Origin of the sequence: Streptomyces sp. NPDC005492, from assembly GCF_040605995.1 — a bacterium.
Lineage (GTDB): Bacteria > Actinomycetota > Actinomycetes > Streptomycetales > Streptomycetaceae > Streptomyces.
The window spans coordinates 111,865-133,710 of sequence record NZ_JBEXDX010000003.1 but is presented as its reverse complement, the minus strand read 5'-3'; the positions used below and the strand labels follow the sequence as shown (position 1 = coordinate 133,710).

At 69.7% G+C, this 21,846-nt stretch carries 22 protein-coding genes and 1 pseudogene; 10 read left to right on the top strand and 13 right to left on the bottom strand.

Annotated features, from left to right (window positions below; all coding sequences use genetic code 11):
- The first annotated feature begins 315 nt into the window (after positions 1 to 315).
- Positions 316 to 960, top strand: coding sequence for a hypothetical protein (locus ABZT04_RS05680; RefSeq protein ID WP_356053307.1), 645 nt, complete (start codon positions 316 to 318; stop codon positions 958 to 960).
- A gap of 183 nt (positions 961 to 1,143) precedes the next feature.
- On the opposite strand, the gene ABZT04_RS05675 is transcribed toward ABZT04_RS05680, so the two are convergent.
- Positions 1,144 to 1,296, bottom strand: coding sequence for a hypothetical protein (locus ABZT04_RS05675; protein ID WP_356053866.1), 153 nt, complete (start codon positions 1,294 to 1,296; stop codon positions 1,144 to 1,146).
- Positions 1,297 to 1,299: 3 nt separating this feature from the next.
- Between ABZT04_RS05675 and ABZT04_RS05670 the strand changes: the two genes are divergently transcribed.
- Both ABZT04_RS05670 and ABZT04_RS05665 read left to right on the top strand, forming a co-directional pair.
- Positions 1,300 to 1,494, top strand: a complete 195-nt coding sequence (locus tag ABZT04_RS05670; protein ID WP_356053305.1) for a hypothetical protein — start codon at positions 1,300 to 1,302, stop codon at positions 1,492 to 1,494.
- Positions 1,495 to 1,521: 27 nt separating this feature from the next.
- Entirely contained in the window at positions 1,522 to 2,487 is a 966-nt protein-coding gene (locus tag ABZT04_RS05665) for an oxidoreductase (protein WP_356053303.1), read from the top strand.
- 7 nt (positions 2,488 to 2,494) lie between these two features.
- On the opposite strand, the gene ABZT04_RS05660 is transcribed toward ABZT04_RS05665, so the two are convergent.
- The 3 genes and pseudogenes from ABZT04_RS05660 to ABZT04_RS05650 all read right to left on the bottom strand — a co-directional run bounded on the left by ABZT04_RS05660 (position 2,495) and on the right by ABZT04_RS05650 (position 6,626).
- A complete protein-coding gene (locus tag ABZT04_RS05660; RefSeq protein ID WP_356053822.1) occupies positions 2,495 to 3,106 on the bottom strand; it encodes a TetR family transcriptional regulator in 612 nt (203 codons plus the stop codon).
- Between the two features lie 72 nt (positions 3,107 to 3,178).
- Positions 3,179 to 3,342 (bottom strand): annotated as a pseudogene (locus ABZT04_RS05655) (IS701 family transposase); the annotation flags it as partial.
- A 389-nt stretch (positions 3,343 to 3,731) separates the two neighbouring features.
- Positions 3,732 to 6,626 carry an AAA family ATPase gene (locus ABZT04_RS05650; RefSeq protein ID WP_356053301.1) on the bottom strand — a complete coding sequence of 965 codons (2,895 nt, stop codon included), beginning with the start codon at positions 6,624 to 6,626 and terminating at the stop codon, positions 3,732 to 3,734.
- Positions 6,627 to 6,922: 296 nt separating this feature from the next.
- On the opposite strand from ABZT04_RS05650, the gene ABZT04_RS05645 reads away from it, so the two are divergent.
- On the top strand, positions 6,923 to 7,906 hold the full coding sequence (locus ABZT04_RS05645) for an AraC family transcriptional regulator (RefSeq protein WP_356053299.1): 984 nt from the start codon (positions 6,923 to 6,925) through the stop codon (positions 7,904 to 7,906).
- Positions 7,907 to 8,239: 333 nt separating this feature from the next.
- Here ABZT04_RS05645 and ABZT04_RS05640 read toward each other — a convergent pair whose 3' ends face one another.
- The 4 genes from ABZT04_RS05640 to ABZT04_RS05625 all read right to left on the bottom strand — a co-directional run bounded on the left by ABZT04_RS05640 (position 8,240) and on the right by ABZT04_RS05625 (position 10,683).
- Positions 8,240 to 8,836 (bottom strand): hypothetical protein, encoded by a 597-nt coding sequence (locus ABZT04_RS05640; protein ID WP_356053297.1) that lies wholly within the window; start codon positions 8,834 to 8,836, stop codon positions 8,240 to 8,242.
- Positions 8,837 to 8,937: 101 nt separating this feature from the next.
- Positions 8,938 to 9,561: a hypothetical protein gene (locus tag ABZT04_RS05635; RefSeq protein WP_356053295.1), complete on the bottom strand. Its 624-nt coding sequence runs from the start codon at positions 9,559 to 9,561 to the stop codon at positions 8,938 to 8,940.
- Between the two features lie 272 nt (positions 9,562 to 9,833).
- The gene (locus ABZT04_RS05630; RefSeq protein WP_356053293.1) at positions 9,834 to 10,031 is read right to left on the bottom strand and encodes a hypothetical protein; all 198 of its coding nucleotides are present in this window, start codon (positions 10,029 to 10,031) and stop codon (positions 9,834 to 9,836) included.
- Positions 10,024 to 10,683: an RNA polymerase sigma factor gene (locus ABZT04_RS05625; RefSeq protein WP_356053291.1), complete on the bottom strand. Its 660-nt coding sequence runs from the start codon at positions 10,681 to 10,683 to the stop codon at positions 10,024 to 10,026. Before ABZT04_RS05625 ends, ABZT04_RS05630 begins: the two co-directional genes overlap by 8 nt.
- A gap of 213 nt (positions 10,684 to 10,896) precedes the next feature.
- Between ABZT04_RS05625 and ABZT04_RS05620 the strand changes: the two genes are divergently transcribed.
- A complete protein-coding gene (locus ABZT04_RS05620) occupies positions 10,897 to 12,084 on the top strand; it encodes a Gfo/Idh/MocA family oxidoreductase (RefSeq protein WP_356053289.1) in 1,188 nt (395 codons plus the stop codon).
- 22 nt (positions 12,085 to 12,106) lie between these two features.
- On the opposite strand, the gene ABZT04_RS05615 is transcribed toward ABZT04_RS05620, so the two are convergent.
- The 5 genes from ABZT04_RS05615 to ABZT04_RS05595 form a co-directional block, all read right to left on the bottom strand.
- On the bottom strand, positions 12,107 to 13,582 hold the full coding sequence (locus ABZT04_RS05615) for an MFS transporter (RefSeq protein WP_356053287.1): 1,476 nt from the start codon (positions 13,580 to 13,582) through the stop codon (positions 12,107 to 12,109).
- 114 nt (positions 13,583 to 13,696) lie between these two features.
- Positions 13,697 to 14,086 carry a hypothetical protein gene (locus ABZT04_RS05610; RefSeq protein WP_355903660.1) on the bottom strand — a complete coding sequence of 130 codons (390 nt, stop codon included), beginning with the start codon at positions 14,084 to 14,086 and terminating at the stop codon, positions 13,697 to 13,699.
- 125 nt (positions 14,087 to 14,211) lie between these two features.
- The gene (locus tag ABZT04_RS05605) at positions 14,212 to 14,769 is read right to left on the bottom strand and encodes a hypothetical protein (RefSeq protein WP_356053285.1); all 558 of its coding nucleotides are present in this window, start codon (positions 14,767 to 14,769) and stop codon (positions 14,212 to 14,214) included.
- A gap of 123 nt (positions 14,770 to 14,892) precedes the next feature.
- Positions 14,893 to 15,588 (bottom strand): DUF4328 domain-containing protein, encoded by a 696-nt coding sequence (locus tag ABZT04_RS05600; RefSeq protein ID WP_356053284.1) that lies wholly within the window; start codon positions 15,586 to 15,588, stop codon positions 14,893 to 14,895.
- Positions 15,589 to 15,685: 97 nt separating this feature from the next.
- Positions 15,686 to 17,311 carry a glycoside hydrolase family 20 protein gene (locus ABZT04_RS05595; RefSeq protein WP_356053820.1) on the bottom strand — a complete coding sequence of 542 codons (1,626 nt, stop codon included), beginning with the start codon at positions 17,309 to 17,311 and terminating at the stop codon, positions 15,686 to 15,688.
- Positions 17,312 to 17,565: 254 nt separating this feature from the next.
- Between ABZT04_RS05595 and ABZT04_RS05590 the strand changes: the two genes are divergently transcribed.
- From ABZT04_RS05590 to ABZT04_RS05570, 5 genes are all read left to right on the top strand, one after another.
- Positions 17,566 to 18,069, top strand: coding sequence for a 2-oxo-4-hydroxy-4-carboxy-5-ureidoimidazoline decarboxylase (locus ABZT04_RS05590; protein WP_356053283.1), 504 nt, complete (start codon positions 17,566 to 17,568; stop codon positions 18,067 to 18,069).
- 222 nt (positions 18,070 to 18,291) lie between these two features.
- On the top strand, positions 18,292 to 18,672 hold the full coding sequence (sdhC, locus tag ABZT04_RS05585) for a succinate dehydrogenase, cytochrome b556 subunit (protein ID WP_356053282.1): 381 nt from the start codon (positions 18,292 to 18,294) through the stop codon (positions 18,670 to 18,672).
- A gap of 5 nt (positions 18,673 to 18,677) precedes the next feature.
- Positions 18,678 to 19,160 (top strand): succinate dehydrogenase hydrophobic membrane anchor subunit, encoded by a 483-nt coding sequence (locus ABZT04_RS05580; RefSeq protein WP_356053280.1) that lies wholly within the window; start codon positions 18,678 to 18,680, stop codon positions 19,158 to 19,160.
- A gap of 24 nt (positions 19,161 to 19,184) precedes the next feature.
- The gene (gene sdhA / locus ABZT04_RS05575) at positions 19,185 to 20,939 is read left to right on the top strand and encodes a succinate dehydrogenase flavoprotein subunit (RefSeq protein WP_356053278.1); all 1,755 of its coding nucleotides are present in this window, start codon (positions 19,185 to 19,187) and stop codon (positions 20,937 to 20,939) included.
- Complete coding sequence (locus tag ABZT04_RS05570; RefSeq protein ID WP_356053276.1) at positions 20,939 to 21,718, top strand: succinate dehydrogenase iron-sulfur subunit; 780 nt, start codon at positions 20,939 to 20,941, stop codon at positions 21,716 to 21,718. The genes sdhA and ABZT04_RS05570 overlap by 1 nt, the downstream gene beginning before the upstream one ends.
- The last annotated feature ends 128 nt before the right edge of the window (positions 21,719 to 21,846 follow it).

The window sequence follows — 21,846 nt, the reverse complement described above, 5'->3', positions numbered from 1 at the left end:
GCTTGCCGTAGAGGGCCCTCACGCGGCCCGGTGAGTGGTGCCTCACGTTCGCGGAGCCCTCCACGGCTCCTCGCCCGCGCAAGGCGGCACCTACACGGCTGCTACTCGATCGGCGACGACCGAAGGGTGCCACGACCGGTTCCCGTCCCCGCCCCCGTCCGTACGTACGTAGAGGATTACGTACTTTCACCGATGGATTCGTGACTGCGCTTTGCGATGGTGGTGACGCCATTGGCCGTAGGCAAAATGCACTCGCGCGGCGAGATGGGGTACGGGGCCCGGTGGTGCAGGTACCGGGGTCTTGGCGGCGGGACCTTGCTTGACCCCTTTGACGGATCAGCAGGTCACGGCGGCCTGGTCGGCCATGGCGAAGACCGCCCGGGCGCAGCTTCCCAAGCTGCGTTCCTGAGCGGCGGCGGACCGACCGGAAAGTTCCAACGAAAGGGTGAGCAGTCCGTGGAAAAAATGTCAGAGCTGCGGCAAAGCTACGCACTACTGCTCGGCTGCCTCATCGAGGCAAAGTCCAGCGGTACCCTCATCACCACGAAATGGCAATACAATAGAATATCGTCGCCCACATATGTGCGACCCGAAAATGGCGACACTTCGGCCAAGATGGAATGTCCACGCTGCAAACAAATATTCACCGTCAGAGTGGAAAGCCTGAAGAAGGCTACGGTGAAGAGCCGTACCTACACGGTCGTCGGCGCCGTTCTCGCGGTGTCACTGCTGGTATGGCTGCCTATGCTGGTTCACTTCGGCGGCCAAACAGTCGACGAGGACGCGGCCTCCTCGGCCATCCTGACAGTGGGCAGCCTCGTCGTCCTGACGGCCGTCTCACTCTTTGTCGGTCTACCTCTCTACCTCAGCGGCCGCAAATACTCGGGCATCAAGAAACTGCGACTCGTAAAATCTGACGGCTCTGTGTCTATGTTGACGAGAGGCCACAAACTCCCCTAGTACTCCAGCCGTACATCGTGATCTCCATGGTTGAAAGGCGGGTTGTCGCTGGTAATGACTGTGGCGGGCGCGAGCTTGGCGGCGTCGGCCAGGTCAACCAGCGGAGGCGGCGGGCGATTTCGCGGACGGGCTGGGCTGCCGGAGCGGTGCACAGGCGCTGGATCCCGTTGCAGGTCAGCGGGATCAGTCCACCGGGACTGGTCCGTCGTCGGTGGGGGCCTGTTCGCGGCGTTCGAGGGAGGTGGTGACGGCGAGGAAGGCATGGGCGAGTAGGGCGAGGGTGACCCAGCGGTGCCAGGAGTCCCAGCGCCGCACTTGTTCACGGACGCCCCCCATGGCGTGGTCGATCTCGTCCGGGTGATCAACGGAGGCAACCGTCTCCGCAGCGCCGTGCACCCGCGTGATCGCGATCTTGCCTGGTCAGCCGCTACTGCAGTGATGCCGCACGCGATGCGTAACGCCGCCGCGCCGGAGATCATCAACCTGCCGAACACAGCCGTGCGCAAGACTTGGTCGCTTGACAATGTTGTGTGACTAAGTCGAGTGACCTACCATGTTTTCATGACTACTTTCTCCACGCGGGACATCCCCGCCATGACCGGCCGCACCGTGATCGTCACCGGTGCCAACAGTGGCATCGGACGTGCGGCCGCCACAGCGCTCGCCGCCAAGGGCGCGCGCATCGTCCTCGCCGTGCGCGACACCGACAAGGGTCACGCCGCCGCGGCGCAGATGACCGGCACTACCGAGGTCCGCGGGCTCGATCTCGCAAACCTTGACTCGATCAGGGAGTTCGCCGCCGGGTGGGACGGCGAGATCGATCTGCTCATCAACAACGCCGGGATCATGATCCCGCCCAAGTCGCTGACCGCTGACGGCTTCGAGCTGCAGTTCGGGACCAACCACCTCGGCCACTTCGCTCTCACCAACCTGCTGCTGGAGCACGTCACCGGACGGGTGGTGACGGTGTCCTCGTCGGGGTACCGCTTCGGCGCGATCGACTTCGACGACCTGCAGTGGGAGCGGCGGCCCTACAAGGTGTGGGCTGCCTACGGGCAGTCCAAGCTCGCCAACCTGCTGTTCACCGCGGAACTACAGCGCAAGCTGATCGGCGTCGGCTCAAGCGTCAAGGCGACCGCCGCGCACCCCGGCTACGCCGCCACGAATCTCCAGTTCCATTCCGGGAACCGCGCGATGGACGCAATCAGCGCGATCGGCAACCGCCTCCTCGCCCAGGACGCAGACGGCGGGGCGCTGCCGACGCTGTACGCGGCGGTCCATGACATTCCCGGCAACAGCTACGCCGGACCGGCTCGCTTCCTGGAGTGGCGTGGCGGAGCCAAGCTGGTCAAGCGGACCGCCGCGGCCGAGGACATGGACGTCGCCCGCCGACTGTGGGAGGTCTCCGAGCAGCTGACCGACGTCCGCTTTCCCTTGAGCGCGCAGGATCCGTCGGCCAACGGCAAGGTCACGAACGAGGTGGTGTCGTCCACGAAGGCCGATCACTGGCTGAACCGGCGTGGATGAGCGGCCTTCACGACGTTGCGCTCAAGCGGCCGGTGGCCAGCGCGATGGTCGCCGCCCGCAGGTGGCTCAGCTGGAGATTCGCCGGTTCGTCTTCACCTTCGGTGAGGTAGTACAGGATGAGCCCGTCGAACCCGGCGAGGAAAAACCGTGCTACTACCTCCGGCTCCACCGCCGGTTCGAGCCCGCTGCCGCTCGCGGCTTCGCCGACCAGGCGCGTGACGATCGCGGTGACATTGCGGGTGTGCTCGATCGTCGCCTCGTGCAGGTACGGATCGCGCAGCGCGAAGGCCGTCAGCTCGGTGAGGAGCAGGTACCGGTCACGTTGTGCCCGCACGCTCTGCCAGAGCACATCGATCCAGGTGCCCAGCGTCTCCTCGAAGCCCAGCTCGGCCGGCACGACCTGTTCCACCTGTGCGACCTGTGACCGAGTGAGTTCTTCCAGCACCGCCCGGTAAAGCTCCTGCTTGGTACCGAACGTGTAGTGCACGGTCGCCTGCGCGACGCCGAGCTCGGCCGCAACCGCTCGGGTGCTGCCAGCGCTGATGCCTTCGCGTGCCATCAGTTTGATCGCTGCCTGCACCAGTTGAGGTCGCCGCTCCGCGACCGGAGTATGAGCCATCGACGCACTATAGCCGACTTCGTCGTAAGACCTGGTCGACTGGCATAGTCGATCAACATTGTCGCTTGACCAGGCGGTGCCGGCGTACTGGCGCTGGGCAGCGACAGTGTGCGTCCCCTTCTCCACTTGGCGCGGCCGAGCACATGTTGCATGCCGTCCGGACCGGCCTCCCCAGCCCACTCAGCGATGCTCCAGCAGTTCTTGCGCGGCAGGTCCGACAGCAGCCCCAACACCAAGTCCCGTACACGACGACGCTGTGACCTGCGGCCACTGCCTGATCTTCAGGCTTCACACACCGATGATCAGCGGTGGCCGTACTGGTCTCTCAGCCGACCCTCACCAGGAGGATCGCGATCTACGGCTGGAGTACTGGCCTCGATCTTCCACCGAGCATCTGGGCGCCGACCACAACCTCATCCTGAGCGTTGGCTCGCTGCCGCAGCACTGGCTAGGGCCTGTTGCGAAAGTCCCGTCGTCCGCCCGGAGGGCGGGCCCGGCGGCGTACGGTGCGTGCTCTCGGCGTGCCCGGCGTAGGCCCTCGTACTGGACGTACTTGGGTCTGCGCCGGGTGCGGCGAGAGTGCGTGCCGGGCGTCGGCGGGCAGGCGGGACTTTCGCAACAGGCCCTAGGGCCCGTCCGGCGTCCGGCGGGCCATCAGCGCCGCCAGCGCGACGCGGGAGGCGACGCCGGTCTTGCGGTAGATCTTGGATATGTGGGTCTCGACCGTGCGACGGCTGATGTAGAGCCGGGCGGCGATCTCCTGGGTGGTGAGGCCCTCGGCGACCAGTTCGGCGATCTCCGTTTCCCGCGCGGTCAGCGCGGCGAGCACCTGTTGCGGACCGGTGGCCGCGTCGGTCACGGGCGGCCGTATCGTTTCGGCCAGGCCGACCAGCATGCGGGCGCCCCCCGCGGAGGCCAGCTGATGGCCCCTGAGCCAGGCGGCCTCGGCGGACGCGCCGCCGTCGGCGGAGGCCGGGAGCGAGGCGGCGAGCAAGGAGGAGTACGCCTCCCAGATCACGGCGCCGCACTGGGCGCTGGTCTCGGCGGCGGACGCGAACAGCCCGGCCGCCGCGGTCGTGTCGCCGCGGCTCAGTGCGACATGGCCGGCGCAGCGCATCGCTGCCGAGCGTTGCACGGGCAGTGCGAGCTGCTCCCCTTCCTTCCAGGCCCGCTCGGCCCAGATCCGGGCGGAATCGGCGTCACCGGTGGCGAGGGCCGCGACCACCAGGGCCTCCAGGAGGACGGGGCGCATCGAGGGCTGCAGCCGATCCAACCCGTTCCCGCCCGCGTGGAGCAGGGCGTCCCGTGCCCGCTGTGGGTCGCCGCTGATGAGGGCCGCGTAGCCGAGCGTGGACCACGCGATCGACGCCCACCAGTTGTCGCCCGGACCGGCCGCGGCCGCGGTGACGGCTTCCTCGGCGGCGGCGAGCGGACGCGGATCGCCGAGTGGGCAGGCCTCCACCAGCACATGGGTCTTGGTCCCGAGGACGAACGCGAGCAACTCGTCGCTGCCGATGCCGCGGGCGATGTCCTCGGCCTCCTCCGCCAGCTCCAGCGCCGACGGCAGCCGACAGGTCTGGATCCGTACGTGCGCCTTGCACAGGAGCAGGTGGGGCAGGAGGTAGATCTGGCCGGTGCGCCGGGCTATGGCAAGGCCGCGGTCCGTGTGCCGTTCGGCGTCGGCGAAGCGATTCATGAACGCTTCCGCCCAGCCCAGTCTCCCCAGCGCCTCGCACAGACCGGTCAGGTCGCTGTCGGGCAGCGCGTCCACGATCCCGGCGGCCTGACGGGCGAATCCGCCGGCCGCGGTCATGTCCCCTTCGTACGCCTCCCCCAGGGCGCAGACCGCCACTGCTCCCGCCTCGGCGACCTCGTCCCCGAGGGCACGGGCCACCGAGAGCGTTCTGGCGATCTCGGCCCGTACGGTCGGATACGGGGTGTGATGCGGCGCCGAGGACCCCAGTTCCATCCCCAGGGCGACCATGGCGGACGGTGAGGGCTCCGGACTCCGGGACAGTTCGCGACGCAGCAGGGCGACGGCCTCCGCGTACCGTCCGAGGTGGCGTTCCATCACGGCGCAGAGCACCACCGCCGACGCCCGCGACCCGGTGTCGGTGGCGGTGTCGTCGTGCCGGCCCGCCAGGGCGATCACCTCGTGCAGCAGGTCCCGGCTCTCCCGCAGGCCGCCGCACACGCCCAGCGCGCGGGCCCGCAACAGCATCAGATCCCGCCGGCGCGCCCGGTGCTCGGGGGTGTGCGGCAAGTGCCGGAGCACCACCTCCAGCCAGTGCGCGCTGCTGGCCGGAGCCGTCTGCTCGGCCTGCTTCGCGGCCTCGGTCAGCACGGCGGTGGCCTGCGGGTCCCAGCCGGTCAGCGAGCGCTCCGCGTGGTGCGCCCGCTCGGCCAACGGAGCGCCGGTGCGGGCCAGTTCGACAGCGGCCAGGCGATGGATCCCGGTGCGCACCCAGGGGTCGGTGCTGTCGTGGACGAGGGTCCGCAGCACCGGATGGCGCAGGGTCAACCGGCCCTGGGCACCGGTACGGAGCAGGTCACGCCGGGCCAGGATGCCCAGATCGGCGTTGAGTTCGGCATCGGTACGGCCGGTGACCAGGGCGAGCATGGAGGGCGTGGCGTGGTCGCCCAGTGCGGTGACCGCCTCGACGACATGGCGTTGCTCCCGCGTCAGCGGTGTCAGCTCGTCCAGGAGCAACGATCCCAGCCCGGCCTTGGAGAGTCTGCGCATCGGCGCGCCCGCGCGATGCGCCTGCAGCAGGGTGAGGAAGTACAGCGGATTGCCCTCACAGGCGGCGTAGAGTTCCAAAGCCTCGCCGCGTGGCAGGTCCGGCGTCAGCCCTTCGACGCAGTCGTGTTCCGCGAGCGGGCCGAGTGCCATCCGGAGTACGGCTCCGGTGTCGACCCCGCGGGTGAGCGCCGCGTCCAGCGGGACGGGGGTCTGGCGGGCGCGGCGTGCCACGACGACGACAACGGAAGCACCCACGGGGTGCCGGACGAGATGGTCGAGCAGTTCCAGTGATGCCGGGTCCGCCCAGTGCATGTCGTCGAGCGCCACCAACAGCCCCGAGCCGCCCATCCGGTTCAGCAGTCCGGCCATTGCCCGGTGAAGCCCGAAGCGGTCGATCTCGCTCCGCCCCGGCGAAGGCTCACGCGCGGCGCCGTACAGCACGGGTGCGACCTCGGCGAGCGCCGGAAAGGCCGCCAACACTCGCGGATCGAGGTCGGCGACCGCATCGGTGAAGGGCTGGAACGGGATGTGCTGTTCGTACTCCGTCGCCCTGCCCCGTAGCACCGTCATCCCGCGCTGCCCGGCCCGCGAGCAGAACTCGCCCATCAGCCGGCTCTTGCCGATACCGGCCTCACCGGTGATGTCGACGACGGCCGGCCCGCCGCCGCCCTTCCGCATCTCGTCGAGCACATGGTCGAGCCGCCGGATCTCCGCCGACCGGCTCACCAGCGGAGCGCGGTGCCCGCCGGCCGCATGTTCGCCATACGGCTCAGCCACGTGCCCTCCCAAGAGTCCTGCTGCCTGGGAGATTTCTATCGCACGCCGGCGACAGCACCGGACCGAGGAACTGGCGCTGGTGGAACCGCTGGGATCGCGGTGCGCGGCGCCGGCCGACGTTGTCTCCTTCGACAAATAACGGCTCCGGCCGTCTCCGCGATCCGCGCCGTCCTGGACCGGTGACATCCTGTTCTGGCCAATCCGCCAGGAGAGGGCAAGATCGGCCACGGTGGCAGACAGTGGGTGACCATAATCTGCACCGTCCCTGAAACGGCCCAGGCGCAGGAGGTTGCGGTATGCGGCAGTCGCCCCGCCAGGACCAGGATCTGCTGAGGTTCCGGTCGACGGATGTGGACGAGGCCCGGCACGTCATCGAGGAACGCTTCTACGCCAACTTCATCGACGTGCGCGACGGCGGCGCCGAGTTCATGGCCCGCTACGACATCGCCACGCTCGGTCCGCTCACCTTCGGATGTCTCGCGTTCGGCGCGGAGGTGCGCATACGGTTCGGGGAACTCGGCTCCTACCACGTGGACATCCCGCTGGCCGGCCGCCTGGCCTGGCGCCAGGGGACGCACACCAAGGCGGTGGCGACCACCGCGAGCGCGGCCGTCTTCCAGCCGTACGGCGACACGACCCTGGACCGGGTGAGCACCGACTGCTCCATGCTGGCCGTGAAGATCGACTCCGAGGCCCTCAACGGTCAACTCGGACGCCTGCTCGGCCGGCCGCTGCGCGCCCCCGTCGTCCTCACGCCCGAACTCGATGTCGCGCAGGGCGCGGGCCTGAGCTGGGTACGGATGATCCGCGCGGCGTTCGACGAGGTGCGGGCCGGCGGGCTGCCCACCCGGCCGATGGTCGCCCGCCCGCTCCAGGAGGCCCTGCTGACCGGGTTCCTGCTCGCCGCCGGCCACCGCTACCGCGACGAACTCGACCGGCCCGGCCCCGCCCTGCGCCCGGGCCCCGTCAAACGCGCTGTCGAGGCCATCCACAGCGCGCCTCAACACCCCTTCACCGTAGGCGAGTTGGCCGTTCTCGCCGGGGTGAGCGTGCGGCGGCTCCAGGAAGCCTTCCAGGAGTACGTCGGCATGACGCCGCTGGCGTACCTCACCGACGTCCGCCTCACCCGCGTGCACGAGGAACTGCGCCGTGGCACACCGGGCGAGGTGAACGTGAGCGAGATCGCCCACCGTTGGAGCTTCGGCCACCTGGGCCGCTTCGCGTCCCGCTACCGGGCGCGCTACGGCGAGTTGCCCTCGCAGACCCTGCGTTCCGGGTGACCGCGGCCCACCCCAGCGCCCCGCGCTGTGCGGACAACGGCCGCGCTCGGCGGATCGTGCGCGCAGGCCACCGCGCCCTAGGGTTTCCTGTGTTCACGCGTCCGCCTTCTTCGGTCCGACGCGCGGACACCGGCCGACCCGCGCTCATCCCCTCGGCCGGTCCAGCCCGTCGGCTTTCCCCCCCCGACAGCCGCGGGCGGTCGGCAGCGCACACGCGGCCCTGAACGCGCCGCGGTGCACTGCCTGACACGGAGAAGGTCCGGGCCGGGGTCGGCGCCGGCCCGGGCCTTGGCCGCGGCACAGGAGCGCGGGGTGGGGACGCCCCGGCCCCGGTCAGTGAGCCGTGGAACCGGTGGGCAGTTTCGCCGTGATGGAACGGGCCACCTGGACCACCTTGTCGTGGGACGCGGTGCTCGTCGCCGTTCCGAGGGTCAGCACCCAGGTCCGGGCTCCCGTGGTCCACACGACGAAGGTGAGGTGCTGCCGCGCCTGGATCTGGTAGGCGGTCTCCCGGAAGGCGTGTCGGCCCAGGTCGTCGACGGGGTCGACGCCGACGTCGCGCATTCCGGCCGAGGACGGATGGGCGCGCAGGTCGTGGGCGGCGGACAGCTCGGTGTCGTAGGCGCGGGAGGCCGGGCTGAGGGAGAGCGTCGCGGTGCCGTCGGCGGCGGCGTAACCGCAGACGTCCGGGGCCCGCCCCTTGTCGGGGGCGGCCTGGATCGTGGCCCGGGCGTCGGCGATGAGCCGCTCGGCGGCGGCCGGGGTCAGGGCGGTGCACAGAGGGGACGGTGCCGCGGTCTTCACCGAACCGGCGGGGACCGCCTTGGCGGAGTGGGTTGTGGAGCCGCAGGCGGTCAGCAGACCGAGGGCGGCGATCACCGTGATCGAACCGGCGACGGCGGCACGGAGGGGACGACGACGCACCAACATGGGATCAGGTCCTGGGGGTCGGGTGGATGCGGGAGTGGATGCGCCGGTGTGGCACCACCCCGCCACGGTCGGCGGGGTGGTGCCACACCGGACCGGTCGTCCTACCAGACGTGGTACGTCCCGTAGTCGCTGACCTTCAGGTTGGTCGTCCAACTGCCCCAGCGCTCGTTCGGGGACCAGGTGTACTTCCACGCGGCGGTGTTCGGGCTGGACGGGCTCGACGCGCACCGCTTCCCGGTCGAGTGGTAGATGCCCTGATAGTTGCCCTTCGTCCAGCGGCGCTCGACGACCTGGATGGGCTGGGCGAACTGCCCCGGCTTCAGGTTGGTCGTGAAGGTGTACGAGGTGGTGGTGGAGCCGTTGCGCTCGTACGAGGGGGTGAGCGCGGCGAGTTCGCTCACGGCCTTGCTGAGGGCCCCGGGGACCTTGACGCTGAGGCCGACCGACCACTTCCAGCCCGTGGTCTTCGACTGCTGCCAGGCGTAGGAGCAACTGGGGACGTTCCAGGGGCACTGGAACGTCGGGCCCCGCCAGGTCCAGTCCTGCCAGGTGTTGTTCGCCTGCTGTGTGGTCAGCGACCTGGTCTTGTCGGGGGTCGACCAGTTGCCGGCGATGTCGGCCTGGGAGCCGTCCGAGTTCCCCAGGCACTGCCAGCTTGCCGCCGAGGCGGAGCCGGGCGCCGCGAGCAGCACCAGCGGGGCCAGTACCAGCGTCAACAGCCCCACCCATCTGCTCCGCGCGGAACGCTTCCTGCGTGTCGCCGGGGAATCCCCGTTACGGCGCACGCCGCCGTTGATCTTCACCGTCGTGTCTCCTCTGCGATGTCGGCGCCGTCGCATCAACCGTGCGACCCGCGTCTGACACCGAGATTCACCACCGCGGGGTTGATCAGCCACCCGTCCCCAGAGCCGATCAATTCCCGGCCCCGCATCCGCACGATCGTTCAGCCGGGGGCCACTTCGTGAACATGCGGCTGGGGGTGCGGCTCCGCTGAGAGCTAGGGGGTGTGGTTCCCCTCACGTGCCCCCGGGCGCCAGTCGTCCTGGTGCCGGGTGTCGGGGCACTGGCTCCCGGAGTCGCGGGCCGCGCGGAACGCGGCCACCGCTCGGCGTTGGGCCTCGGCGTCCACGGTGGACCCGCGCAGGGCGGCGCCGAGCAGGGCCGGGAGTCCGGCGTCGGGCTGCCGCTCACTCATGTCCGTGTCCACCCTTCGGCGCCTTCGGCGAACCGTCGTCCGACTCCCCCAGCGTCCCGGGCCCGGCATCCGTCACACCGTCTCCGGCGAGTTCGCGGGCCAGCCGCTTCAGCCCCCGGTAGGCGGCCGTGCGGACCGCGCCGGGTCGTTTGCCCAGGACGCGGGCGGCGGCGGGGCCGTCGAGGCCGACGACCACGCGGAGCAGAACGGCCTCGGCCTGGTCGCGGGGCAGCCCCCGGACCAGACCGAGGGCGTACTCGGTGGAGAGGGACTCCAGGGCCTGGTCGTGGGTGCTGTGCGGTCCGGGGAGTTCGAGTACGTCCTGTTCGAGCGTCGCCGACCGCGGCCGCACCCGCTGTCTGCGCAGATGGTCGAGCGCGCGGTGCCGGGCGATGGTCGCCGTCCAGCCGCGGAAGCCCGCCCCGTCGCCGCGGAAGCGGCCCAGGTCGCGGGCGATCTCCAACCAGGCGTCGGACGCCACGTCCTCGGCCTCGTCGCCGACCAGCCCGCGCAGATATCCGAGCAGGCCGGGCTGCACGATCCGGTACGCGACCGCGAAAGCGCTGTCGTCGCCCTCCTGGGCCCGCGCCACGGCCGCGCCCAGCTCCCCGTCGTGCGCGTGCCCGCGCCGGGGCTCGCCTGTCTGGCCCAAGGACTGTCCTCGTCCGTACCGAATGCGCGAAGGATGCGTGATCCGTACCGGGCGCGGCGGTCCCCCGCACCCCCCATGGCCATCAGCGCCGGGTCGCACAGAAATGTCACAGCCCGTCAGCCGTCGCACACATTTCGGGCCCTACGAAGGGGCACGGTCCCTCTGGCCCAGGTGAACCTCCGCCCGTGGCGTCCCCTAGAACAAAGGAGACCCATGTCCGACCTCCGTATCGGCGTCCTCGGCTACGGCCTGCGCGGCAGCCTCGCCCGCGTCGCCCACCGCCCCGGCGCGGGCTCCCGCGTCGTCGCGCTCGCGGACCCCGACCCGGCGGCCCGCGCCAAGGCCACCGGGGACTTCCCGGGCGTTACGACAACTGCCGCGCACCGTACGGTCATTGACGCCCCCGACATCGACGCCGTCCTCGTCCTCACCCCGGACCACACCCATGCCGACCTCGCCCGCGAGGCCCTGCGCGCCGGCAAGCCCGTGCTCGTCGAGAAGCCCCTCGCCATCACCGTCGAGCACTGCGACCGCGTCCTGCGCACCGCCCACGAGACCGGCACCCGCCTCTACGTCGGCCACAACATGCGCCACATGCCGGTGATCCGCCTGATGCGCGACCTCGTCGAGGGCGGTGCGATCGGCACGGTGCAGACGGTGTGGGTACGGCACTTCGTCGGCTACGGCGGCGACTGGTACTTCAAGGACTGGCACGCCGAACGCCGTTACAGCACAGGCCTGTTGCTGCAGAAGGCCGCCCACGACCTGGACGTGGTGCACTGGCTGGCCGGCGGATACACCCGCCGGGTACAGGCGTTCGGCGACCTCATGGTCTACGGCGACAGCCCGCACCGGCGCGCGCCGGGCGAGCCGAAGACCGCCGACTGGTACACCGAGGACGGCCACTGGCCGCCGCACACCCAGCGAGCGCTGAACCCGGTCATCGACGTGGAGGACGTGTCGCTGGTCAACCTGCGCCTGGACAACGGGGTGTTGGCCGCCTACCAGCAGTGCCACTTCACCCCCGACTACTGGCGCAACTACACCGTGATCGGCGACGCGGGCCGCCTGGAGAACTTCGGCGACGGACCGGGCGCGGTGGTGAGGGTCTGGAACAGTCGTCGTTCGGGCTACCGGGAGCGGCCCGACGCCGAGTACGCGGTGCCGGACATCGTCGAGCGGGACGGCGAACACGGCGGCGCCGATCCGCTGTTGATCGACGAGTTCCTGCGGTTCGTACGGCACGGCGGGCGCACGGACACCTCGCCGGTCGCCGCGCGGATGGCGGTGGCGGCCGGGTCGGGAGCCACCGAGTCGCTCCGGGACGGCGGCACCCCGCGCGAGATACCGCCCCTCGACCCGGAGCTGATCGCCTACTTCGAGCGGGGACAACTGCCTTGAAGGGCAGTTTCGGAGGGCGGCCCTAAATGGTCGTGTCCACCGGCTGTGGGGGCGTCTCCTTCGCCGCCTCGCCCGGTGTGGGCACCCGGTCCGTGTTCACCAGGACGCCCGCGATGAGCGCGGCCAGCAGGATCGAGGCCATCGCCCACCAGGTGGCGACGTTGAAGCCGTGCACCGCGGCCTTCGCTTCCAGCAGTTGCTTGTTCGCGCCGGGGCCCGCGTGGGCGGTGGCGTAGCGCGTGGTGACCGTGGCGGCGATCGTGTTGAGCAGCGCCGTACCGATCGAACCGCCCACCTGCTGGGCGGTGTTGAAGGTGGCGGAGGCCGCGCCGGAGTCGCGGGGTGCGACGCTCCCGGTGGCGAGGGACACCGAGGTCATCATCGCGGTACCCATGCCGAGGCCGAGCATCAGCATGCCGGGCAGGATGTAGGTGGCGTAGGCGGGCTCCACCCCGACCTGGGCGATCAGCGCGAGCGCGCCCGCGGCGATCAGCAGGCCCGGGACCATCAGGGTGCGCGGCGGCACCCGGTGCAGCAGCCGGGCCGCGACCTGCGTCGAGCCGGTGATCATGCCCACGGTGATGGGGAGATAGGCGACGCCCGTCTTGACCGGCGAATAACCGAGGACGCGCTGCATGTAGTAGGTGAGGAAGAGGAACACACCGAACATGCCGATGGTGACGAACAGGATGGTGAGGAACGCCCCGATCCGCTGCCGGTCCTTCACCACCGACATCGGCAGCAGCGGGACCCGGGCCCGGGTCTGCCAGAACCCGAAGGCGGCGAGCAGGACGACCCCGGCGGCGAGCAGCGTCAGCACGAGGCCGTCGCCCCAACTCCGGGACTCCGCCTCGGAGAAGCCGTAGACGAGGGTGAGCATGCCGAGGGAGCCGAGGAGGGCGCCGGGTATGTCGAGGTGGGCGTCCGGGTGCCGGGAGCTGTCGCTGAGCAGGACCCAGGCGCCGGCGAAGGCGACCAGCGCGATGGGCACGTTGACGTAGAGGCACCAGCGCCAGTCCAGGTACTGGGTGAGGAAGCCGCCCGCGAGCAGTCCGACGGCCGCGCCCGCGCCGACGATCGCGCCGAACACGCCGAAGGCCTTGCTGCGGTCCTTGGGGTCGGTGAACGTCGTCGTCAGCAGCGACAGCGCGGAGGGCGCGAGCAGCGCGGCGAAGACGCCCTGGAGGGCGCGGGCGCCGAAGAGCATGCCCTGGTTGGCGGCGGCACCGCCGAGCGCGGACGCGGCGGCGAAGCCGATCAGCCCGATCATGAAGGTGTTCTTGCGCCCGGCGAGGTCGGCGATCCGGCCGCCGAGCAGCAGCAGTCCGCCGAAGGCGAGCGTGTAGGCGGTGATGACCCACTGCCGGTTCCCGTCCGACATGCCCAGGTCGGTCTGGGCGGACGGCAGGGCGATATTGACGATGGTCATGTCGAGGACGACCATCAACTGCGCGAGCGCGATGACGACGAGCGCCCACCAACGACGGTTGTCGGCCACGGATCCTCCCCGGGTGCGTCGGTCGCTCCTATCGTCCTCCCGCACCCCACCCTTTGGGAACGCACCCGTCTCCTATTACGCCGATTTTGCCGTGCCGCGCACCACCGAACTCCGTTAGCCGGGTACGCCGTTCACCGCGTCCCGGCACAGCAGCCGCAGCGACCCGTGCCCGCCGAAACACCGCCGCGCCTCGTCGATGGGGTCCCACAGCCGCCCCTCCGGCGTCCGCAGCCAGTGCTCACCGCCGGTCGCCCACCACTCGGCACCGGTCTGCCGCGCGATCACCTCGCCGGCGTAGGCCCCGAACCCGCGCAACTCGCTCTCCATCGCGGCGTACGGCGCACCCTCCCGCCGTATCTCCTCGATCATCCGGTCGACCCGCCACAGGCTCTGCGCCGAGTAGTCGAGCCGCACCCGGGCCCCTTCACGCATCATCGCCACGGCGTCCGCGGCCCACCGCACGGGCCGCGCGGCGGCCCGGGGCCGGGCGTCCCACGTCATCATCTGCTCTGTCACCGCACCAGGAAAAGCATGGTGAGAGGGCATTACGGCACCCCAGACCGGACATTCCCCCGGACCGGCGCAGGACCACCCCACGTCCACCGCACGACAGTCACAGTTTCCGCCGCTCAGCCCCGTCCGCGCGCCCGGCGCGACACCACCGCGCGCAGCACCCGCCGCCCCTCCGTCGACACGGCGAGCACCTGGCGCAGTCCGCCCAGGCCGCTGCCGCCGAGCAGTTCGAGAACGGTGATCTGGCGCCGCAACTCGGCGGCGACGAGGGGCGAGATACCGTCCGTACGACCTTCACGGCGGGAGTCGATCTCGTCCGCGTCGTCGCCGACGGGGACCATGACCTCCAGAAGCCGGTGGATCCGCAGCGAAGCGACGGAACAGGCGTCGGCCCACACCCGTACCGGAGCGCCCGTGGGCTCGGCGGGCGCGGTCGCGAGCATCCGGCGGGCGAGCCGCACGGCCCGGTCCTCGCCCGTTTCCTCGAACGGAGCGGGCAGCTTGACCCGCGCCTGCTCCAGCCGCTCACCCCACCCCTCGTCCAGACCGGCCCAGAGCGGTCGCAACACCTCGTCGTCACCACCCAGCAACGGCACACACCGATCCAAACAAGCCAGTCCACTGACGGCCAGCGCCCGCTCATCGGCCTGCGCGATCAGCTCCACCAGAACCATCCGGACCTCCCGAATTCCCGCTGCCGCGTGCTACACCCCGGGAGTGTCACACGGGACGACACCGAGAGGGTGAAGAAAGCGGAAGAAGGGGTTTTCGGCCAACGGGAGGTGGTCTTCGGTGCGTCAAACAGCCACCGGCAGACCCGGCCCCGCCAACGCCTTCTCATGCTGCATCCGCGTCAACCGCAGCACGACGAGGATCGCGAGTCCCGCCGCCGCGATGTCGATGGCGTCGGAGATCACCAACTGGTAGGCGGCCGCGTGGATTTCGTCAGGGGCGTCGGCCTTGCCGTAGTCCGTGAAGCCCAGTCGGTCGGAGAGGAGGGACAGGAGCCACAGGGTCCACCAGACGTTGACCGGCCATTGCGACCTGTGGGTGCCGAGGGGGCTGCTGGACTTCCAGATCTCGACGGTGATCCGGCGGGGGTAGAACAAGTTGACCAGCGGGACGAACCAACCCCCGATCGCCCACCAGGGCTTCATGCTCTGCTCGGACGGGTCGAACAGGCCGGCGTTCGCCCGCACCCGCACGAACCAGGTCAGGTACACGATCATGCAGGCGATCAGCGCGCCCGACTGGACGCCGCCCGCCAGCGAGTTGAGGGACTCCGCGTCGTCCAGCCGCCCGGTGACCGCACGGCCGCCCGCGCCGTCCATGAGGTCGCCCGTCACGTCGTAGAGGGCGAGTTCGGCGTAGACGGCGAAGAGATCGACGGCGATGACGAGCCCGAGCAGCGCGGCGGCGGCCCGGCCGAGGCCGACCGGCGAACGCAGGTAGGACGCGGAACTTGGCGCCGGTCCGGGCATGGGTGTGGGCATGGGAACGGACATGGTGTGGCAACCCCCCGAGTACGAAACAGAAGGGGGAACATACGAGCTACCGCCACGGTAAGTCCAGCAGCGCGCGCCGCCCCGCTCAACCCACCTTGCCCGCAAGCGACTTGAACTGCGTCCAGCTCAACGTCGGCTTACCCGGATCCCACAGTTTCTGGACCGTCGCCCGCAGCGGCATCCGGATGCCGGCCGCGACCTGGTCCTGCGTCTGCGAGTTGGCGAGGTCGCACCACACCGCGAAGGAACCGCCGAGGATCTGGCCGTCGTACTTCGCCGGGACCGCCTGCGTCCCGCGCAGCACTCGCGGGGTCCACTGCTCGTAGATCCGCTGCCCGGTCGGATAGACGAAGGTCTGCGGCTCGCCGAGGACGTAATACAGGTACTCGTCGTTGTAGTTGAGGACCTTGCGGCCCGCGCTCAGATACGCGACGGGCTGCCGGGCGCCGATCTCCTTGCCCGTCCAGTACGCCACTTGAAGATCCTTGGCCGCCTGCACGGACGTACCCGCGAAGAAGCCGTCGTTCCACACCCGCATCGTCCGGTTGTGGTTGCGGACCGTGTCCGCGCGGTCGTTGAGCCAGCCGGTGGTGAGGTCGGCGACGGTGCCGCCGGAGCCGTAGGCCTTCGTCGCGGCGGCGGCCAACTGCGGGAAGGACGCCTGGGGGTTGGCGACCGTGAGCGCCTGGTACTCGTCGCCGCCGAGATGCCACTGGTCGCCGGGGAACAACCCGGCGTACTCGTCGAGGAGTTCGTCGACGATCGCGGCGGACGCGTCCTTGGAGATGTCGATCGCGCCGCGCGTGGCGACACCCGACGCGTTGCGCAGTTGCAGGTCCGGGTGGGCGGCGATGACCGCGCCCAGGTGACCCGGTGAGTCGATCTCGGGCACGACGGTGATGTGCCGGCTCGCCGCGAGGTCGACGATCTGCTTCACCTGGGCCTTGGTCAGATGGTCCTTGGAGACGATCTCGGGGTGGGTCGTCGACGCGATCCGGAAGCCCTGGTCGTCGGAGAAGTGCAGCCCCAGTTCGTTGAACTTCAGGTCGCCCAACTCCCGTACCCGGTCCTCGATCCAGGACGCGGTGAACGGCTTGCGCGCGATGTCCAGCATGAACCCGCGCCGCGGCTTGGCCGGTTGGTCGTGCACGACGCCCTCCGGCGCCGTACCGCCGCCGTGCGCTTCCTGCTTGAGCGTGCGGGTGCCGTAGAACACCCCCGCGTCCGAGGGCCCGCTGATGGTGACCCGCCCGCCGCGCACGGTCATCGCGTACGACTCCGGGTTCGCGCCCTCGTCGTCGTTCAGGGCCAGTCGTACGTCCCCGGCGCGCACGTCGCTCGTCTGGCCGGCGTAGGTCAGCCCCAGCTCACCGGCGATCAGCCGCCCCTCGTCGGCGAGGTCGGCGTCGTCCACCACGACCCGCTCGCCCTTGGCGGGCCGCCACCCGGGGCCGCGCGCGGGGGTGTGGGAGCGGACGGCCGGAATGGTGCGGGGCGCCTGCGACAGCGGATACGACCGGGTCGGGGTCGGACTGGGACTCGGTGTCGGGGACACGGAACGGGAGGCCGCCGAGGTGCTGTCGGCGGGGCTCAGCGCCGCGCCCGCCGGACTCCCGTCATCCCCGGACGACGCCCACAGACCGAGGCCCACCCCAGCCCCGACCACGGCGGTGGCCGCGGCGACCGCGATCAGCCCACGCCTCTGCTGCACCTGCTTCACCTGCTTCGCCGACGAGCGGCGCCTGTGCTGGCTCACGGCGCCAACCTACGGCCCCGGGCGGACCCCCGCTGTCCACCACGCGTTCCGAAACTCTCCCGTCCGGGTGAAATTAGGGCATCGAGCGGACACGTCATGACCACTCCCGATAACGTGGTGACGCATTTCTCACAGCATCCCCTGCCGCACCATCCGTGACGCGAGGATCCACACTGCCTGCGCACCGCCTTCCCCACCTTCCCGGCCGAGTGGCCATACCGGCGCTGCCCGAGCAGTCCCGCACCTCGCCGTCCCCGAACGCGCTGGACACGTTCAACACCGCGTCCGCCGACGAGGCCCGCGTCGTCCTCCTCACCTGTCTCCACAGCCTCCGCTGGTCGCGCCGCCTCACCGACCACCGCCCCTACCCCGACCTGGACTCCGTACTCGCCGCGTCCGACGAGGCGGCCTACGACCTCACGGCCGGGGACCTCGCGGAAGCGCTGGCGGGCGAGTCGCTGCCCGTCCTCCCGGACGACGCCTACGAGGCCGCCCACATGGCTCTGGACGCGGCCCACGCGGCATACGAGGCCCGTTTCGGACATGTGTTCGTCATCTGCGTGGACGGCGTTCCTCCGGGCGAGGTCCTGGACCACGTACTGGCGGGCATCCGGTCACGTTTGACAAACGATCCGGAGGAGGAGCGGGTGGTGGTGGCGGAGGAACTCCGGCGCCTAGCACGGGGCCGCCTGCTCGGCGCCCTCGCCTTCTAGAGCCGCCCGAAGCCGGAACGGCTGCCCGCAGCCTGAACAGCCGCCCGAAACTAGCCCGTACGTGCACCTTTGCGTGCCAGTTTGATCACACAGACAGGCCCGCTGTAAGTACCGCGTCAGCGCCTGGTTACGATGCTGAGGGCCGGAGGACCGTACCCGGCCGGGCCCGACCGACAGAGAAGCCGGCGCGGCCCTAAATCCCCGCTCCCGGAGGGTTCTTCCGTGCCGGCTGGAACGCTGTACCGCGGCCGGGAAGGAATGTGGTCCTGGGTGGCTCATCGAGTCACCGGCGTCCTCATCTTCTTCTTCCTGTTCGTACACGTGCTGGACACCGCTCTTGTGCGTGTCTCCCCCGAGGACTACGACAAGGTCGTAGCCACCTACAAGACGCCGATCGTGGCACTGCTGGAGTACGGCCTCGTCGCCGCGATCCTCTTCCACGCACTCAACGGCCTGCGCGTCATCGCCGTCGACTTCTGGTCGAAGGGACCCCGCTACCAGAAGCAGATGCTGTGGTCCGTAGTCGGCCTCTGGCTCGTGCTGATGATCGGGGCGATCTACCCCGTGCTCGGCCACGCCGCTCGTGTTCTCTTCGGGAGCTGACCCAGATGTCTACGACTGAAACCGCGGCGTCGGGCATCGGCCCCGTCGAGGGTGCGTCCGTCTACACCGTGGACAACCCGGCGCCTCTCATCGAGGCCCCGCGCAAGCGCACCAAGAAGACCCCGAAGTCGACCCGGGGCAATTTCGAGATGTACGGCTGGCTCTTCATGCGCCTGTCCGGCGTCGTGCTGGTCGTCCTGGTCCTCGGCCACCTGCTGATCCAGCTCGTGCTGGACGGCGGTGTCTCCAAGATCGGCTTCGCCTTCGTGGCCGGCCGCTGGGCCTCGCCGTTCTGGCAGGTCTGGGACCTGCTGATGCTGTGGCTGGCGATGCTGCACGGCGCCAACGGCCTGCGCACGATCATCAACGACTACGCGGAGCGCGCGAACACCCGGCTGTGGCTCAAGGGCCTGCTCTACACCGCCACGGTGTTCACCATCCTGCTGGGCACGCTGGTGATCTTCACCTTCGACCCGAACATCCGTTAGGCAACGGGGCTGAGGAATTTCCTGATGAAGATCCACAAGTACGACACCGTCATCGTCGGCGCCGGCGGCGCCGGTATGCGCGCCGCGATCGAGTCGACGAAGCGCAGCCGCACCGCGGTCCTGACCAAGCTCTACCCCACCCGCTCCCACACGGGCGCAGCGCAGGGCGGTATGGCCGCCGCGCTCGCCAACGTGGAGGAGGACAACTGGGAGTGGCACACCTTCGACACGATCAAGGGCGGTGACTACCTGGTCGACCAGGACGCCGCCGAGATCCTGGCGAAGGAGGCCATCGACTCGGTCCTCGACCTGGAGAAGATGGGCCTGCCGTTCAACCGCACGCCGGACGGCACGATCGACCAGCGCCGCTTCGGCGGCCACAGCCGTAACCACGGCGAGGCGCCGGTCCGCCGATCCTGCTACGCGGCCGACCGCACCGGCCACATGATCCTCCAGACGCTGTACCAGAACTGCGTGAAGGAGGGCGTGGAGTTCTTCAACGAGTTCTACGTCCTCGACCAGTTGATCACCGAGGTCGACGGCGTCAAGACGTCGGCGGGCGTGGTCGCGTACGAGCTGGCGACCGGCGAGATCCACGTCTTCCAGGCGAAGGCCGTGATCTACGCGTCCGGCGGCTGCGGCAAGTTCTTCAAGGTGACGTCGAACGCGCACACGCTGACCGGCGACGGCCAGGCGGCGGTCTACCGGCGCGGGCTGCCGCTGGAGGACATGGAGTTCTTCCAGTTCCACCCGACCGGCATCTGGCGCATGGGCATCCTGCTGACGGAGGGCGCCCGCGGTGAGGGCGGCATCCTCCGCAACAAGGACGGCGAGCGCTTCATGGAGAAGTACGCGCCGGTCATGAAGGACCTCGCGTCCCGTGACGTCGTCTCCCGCTCCATCTACACGGAGATCCGCGAGGGCCGCGGCTGCGGCCCCGAGGGCGACCACGTCTACCTGGACCTGACGCACCTCCCGCCGGAGCAGCTGGACGCGAAGCTGCCCGACATCACGGAGTTCGCGCGCACCTACCTCGGCATCGAGCCGTACACGGACCCGATCCCGATCCAGCCCACCGCGCACTACGCGATGGGCGGCATCCCGACCAACGTCGAGGGTGAGGTCCTCACCGACAACACCACCGTCGTCCCGGGCCTGTACGCGGCCGGCGAGGTCGCCTGTGTGTCGGTGCACGGCGCCAACCGGCTCGGCACCAACTCCCTCCTGGACATCAACGTGTTCGGGCGCCGGGCGGGCATCGCGGCGGCGGAGTACAGCCAGAAGGCGTCCTACGTCGAGCTGCCGGAGAACCCGGCGCAGCAGGTCGTCGACCAGGTCGAGCACCTGCGCAACTCCACGGGCACCGAGCGGGTGGCGGTCCTGCGCCGCGAGCTGCAGGAGACCATGGACGCGAACGTCATGGTGTTCCGCACCGAGCAGACGATCAAGACGGCGGTCGAGAAGATCGCGGAGCTGCGCGAGCGCTACCGCAACGTCTCGATCCAGGACAAGGGCCGGCGGTTCAACACCGACCTTCTGGAGGCCATCGAGCTGGGCAACCTGCTCGACCTGGCCGAGGTCATGGCGGTCTCGGCGCTCGCCCGCAAGGAGTCCCGCGGCGGTCACTACCGCGAGGACTACCCGAACCGCGACGACGTCAACTTCATGCGCCACACCATGGCGTACCGCGAGGTCGGCGACGACGGCACCGAGTCCATCCGTCTCGACTACAAGCCGGTCGTCCAGACCCGCTACCAGCCGATGGAGCGTAAGTACTGATGGCTACCCCTGTTCTGGACAAGGCGGACGCGGCCGGCCAGCCCGAGCCCGGCTTCGCCGACTCCCCCTACATCACGGTCACCTTCCGGGTGCGCCGCTTCAACTCCGAGGTCTCGGCGGAAGCGGTATGGGAAGACTTCCAACTGGAGATCGACCCCAAGGAGCGCGTCCTCGACGGCCTCCACAAGATCAAGTGGGACATCGACGGCACGCTGACGTTCCGCCGCTCGTGCGCCCACGGCATCTGCGGTTCGGACGCGATGCGGATCAACGGCAAGAACCGTCTCGCCTGCAAGACCCTGATCAAGGACCTCAACCCCGAGAAGCCGATCACGGTCGAGCCGATCAAGGGTCTGACGGTCCTGAAGGACCTGGTCGTCGACATGGACCCGTTCTTCCAGGCGTACCGGGACGTGATGCCGTTCCTCATCACGAACGACACGAACGAGCCGACGCGGGAACGCCTCCAGACGGCGGAGGACCGCGAGCGCTTCGACGACACGACGAAGTGCATCCTCTGCGCGGCCTGCACATCCTCGTGCCCGGTCTTCTGGAACGACGGCCAGTACTTCGGCCCGGCCGCCATCGTCAACGCCCACCGCTTCATCTTCGACAGCCGTGACGACGCGGGCGAACAACGCCTGGAGATCCTCAACGACCGGGATGGCGTGTGGCGTTGCCGCACGACCTTCAACTGCACGGACGCCTGTCCTCGCGGTATCGAGGTCACCAAGGCGATTCAGGAAGTCAAGCGGGCGCTGATCACGCGGCGGTTCTGATTTTCTCGGCCTAACAAGTGTGAGGGCCCCGTTCCCGGGTGGGAGCGGGGCCTCGTCGCGTACATGGTGTGCGGGAGGGGGCGTTGGCGGCATACTCGACGGACACCGGGCTTTGGGGGGAGCGATGG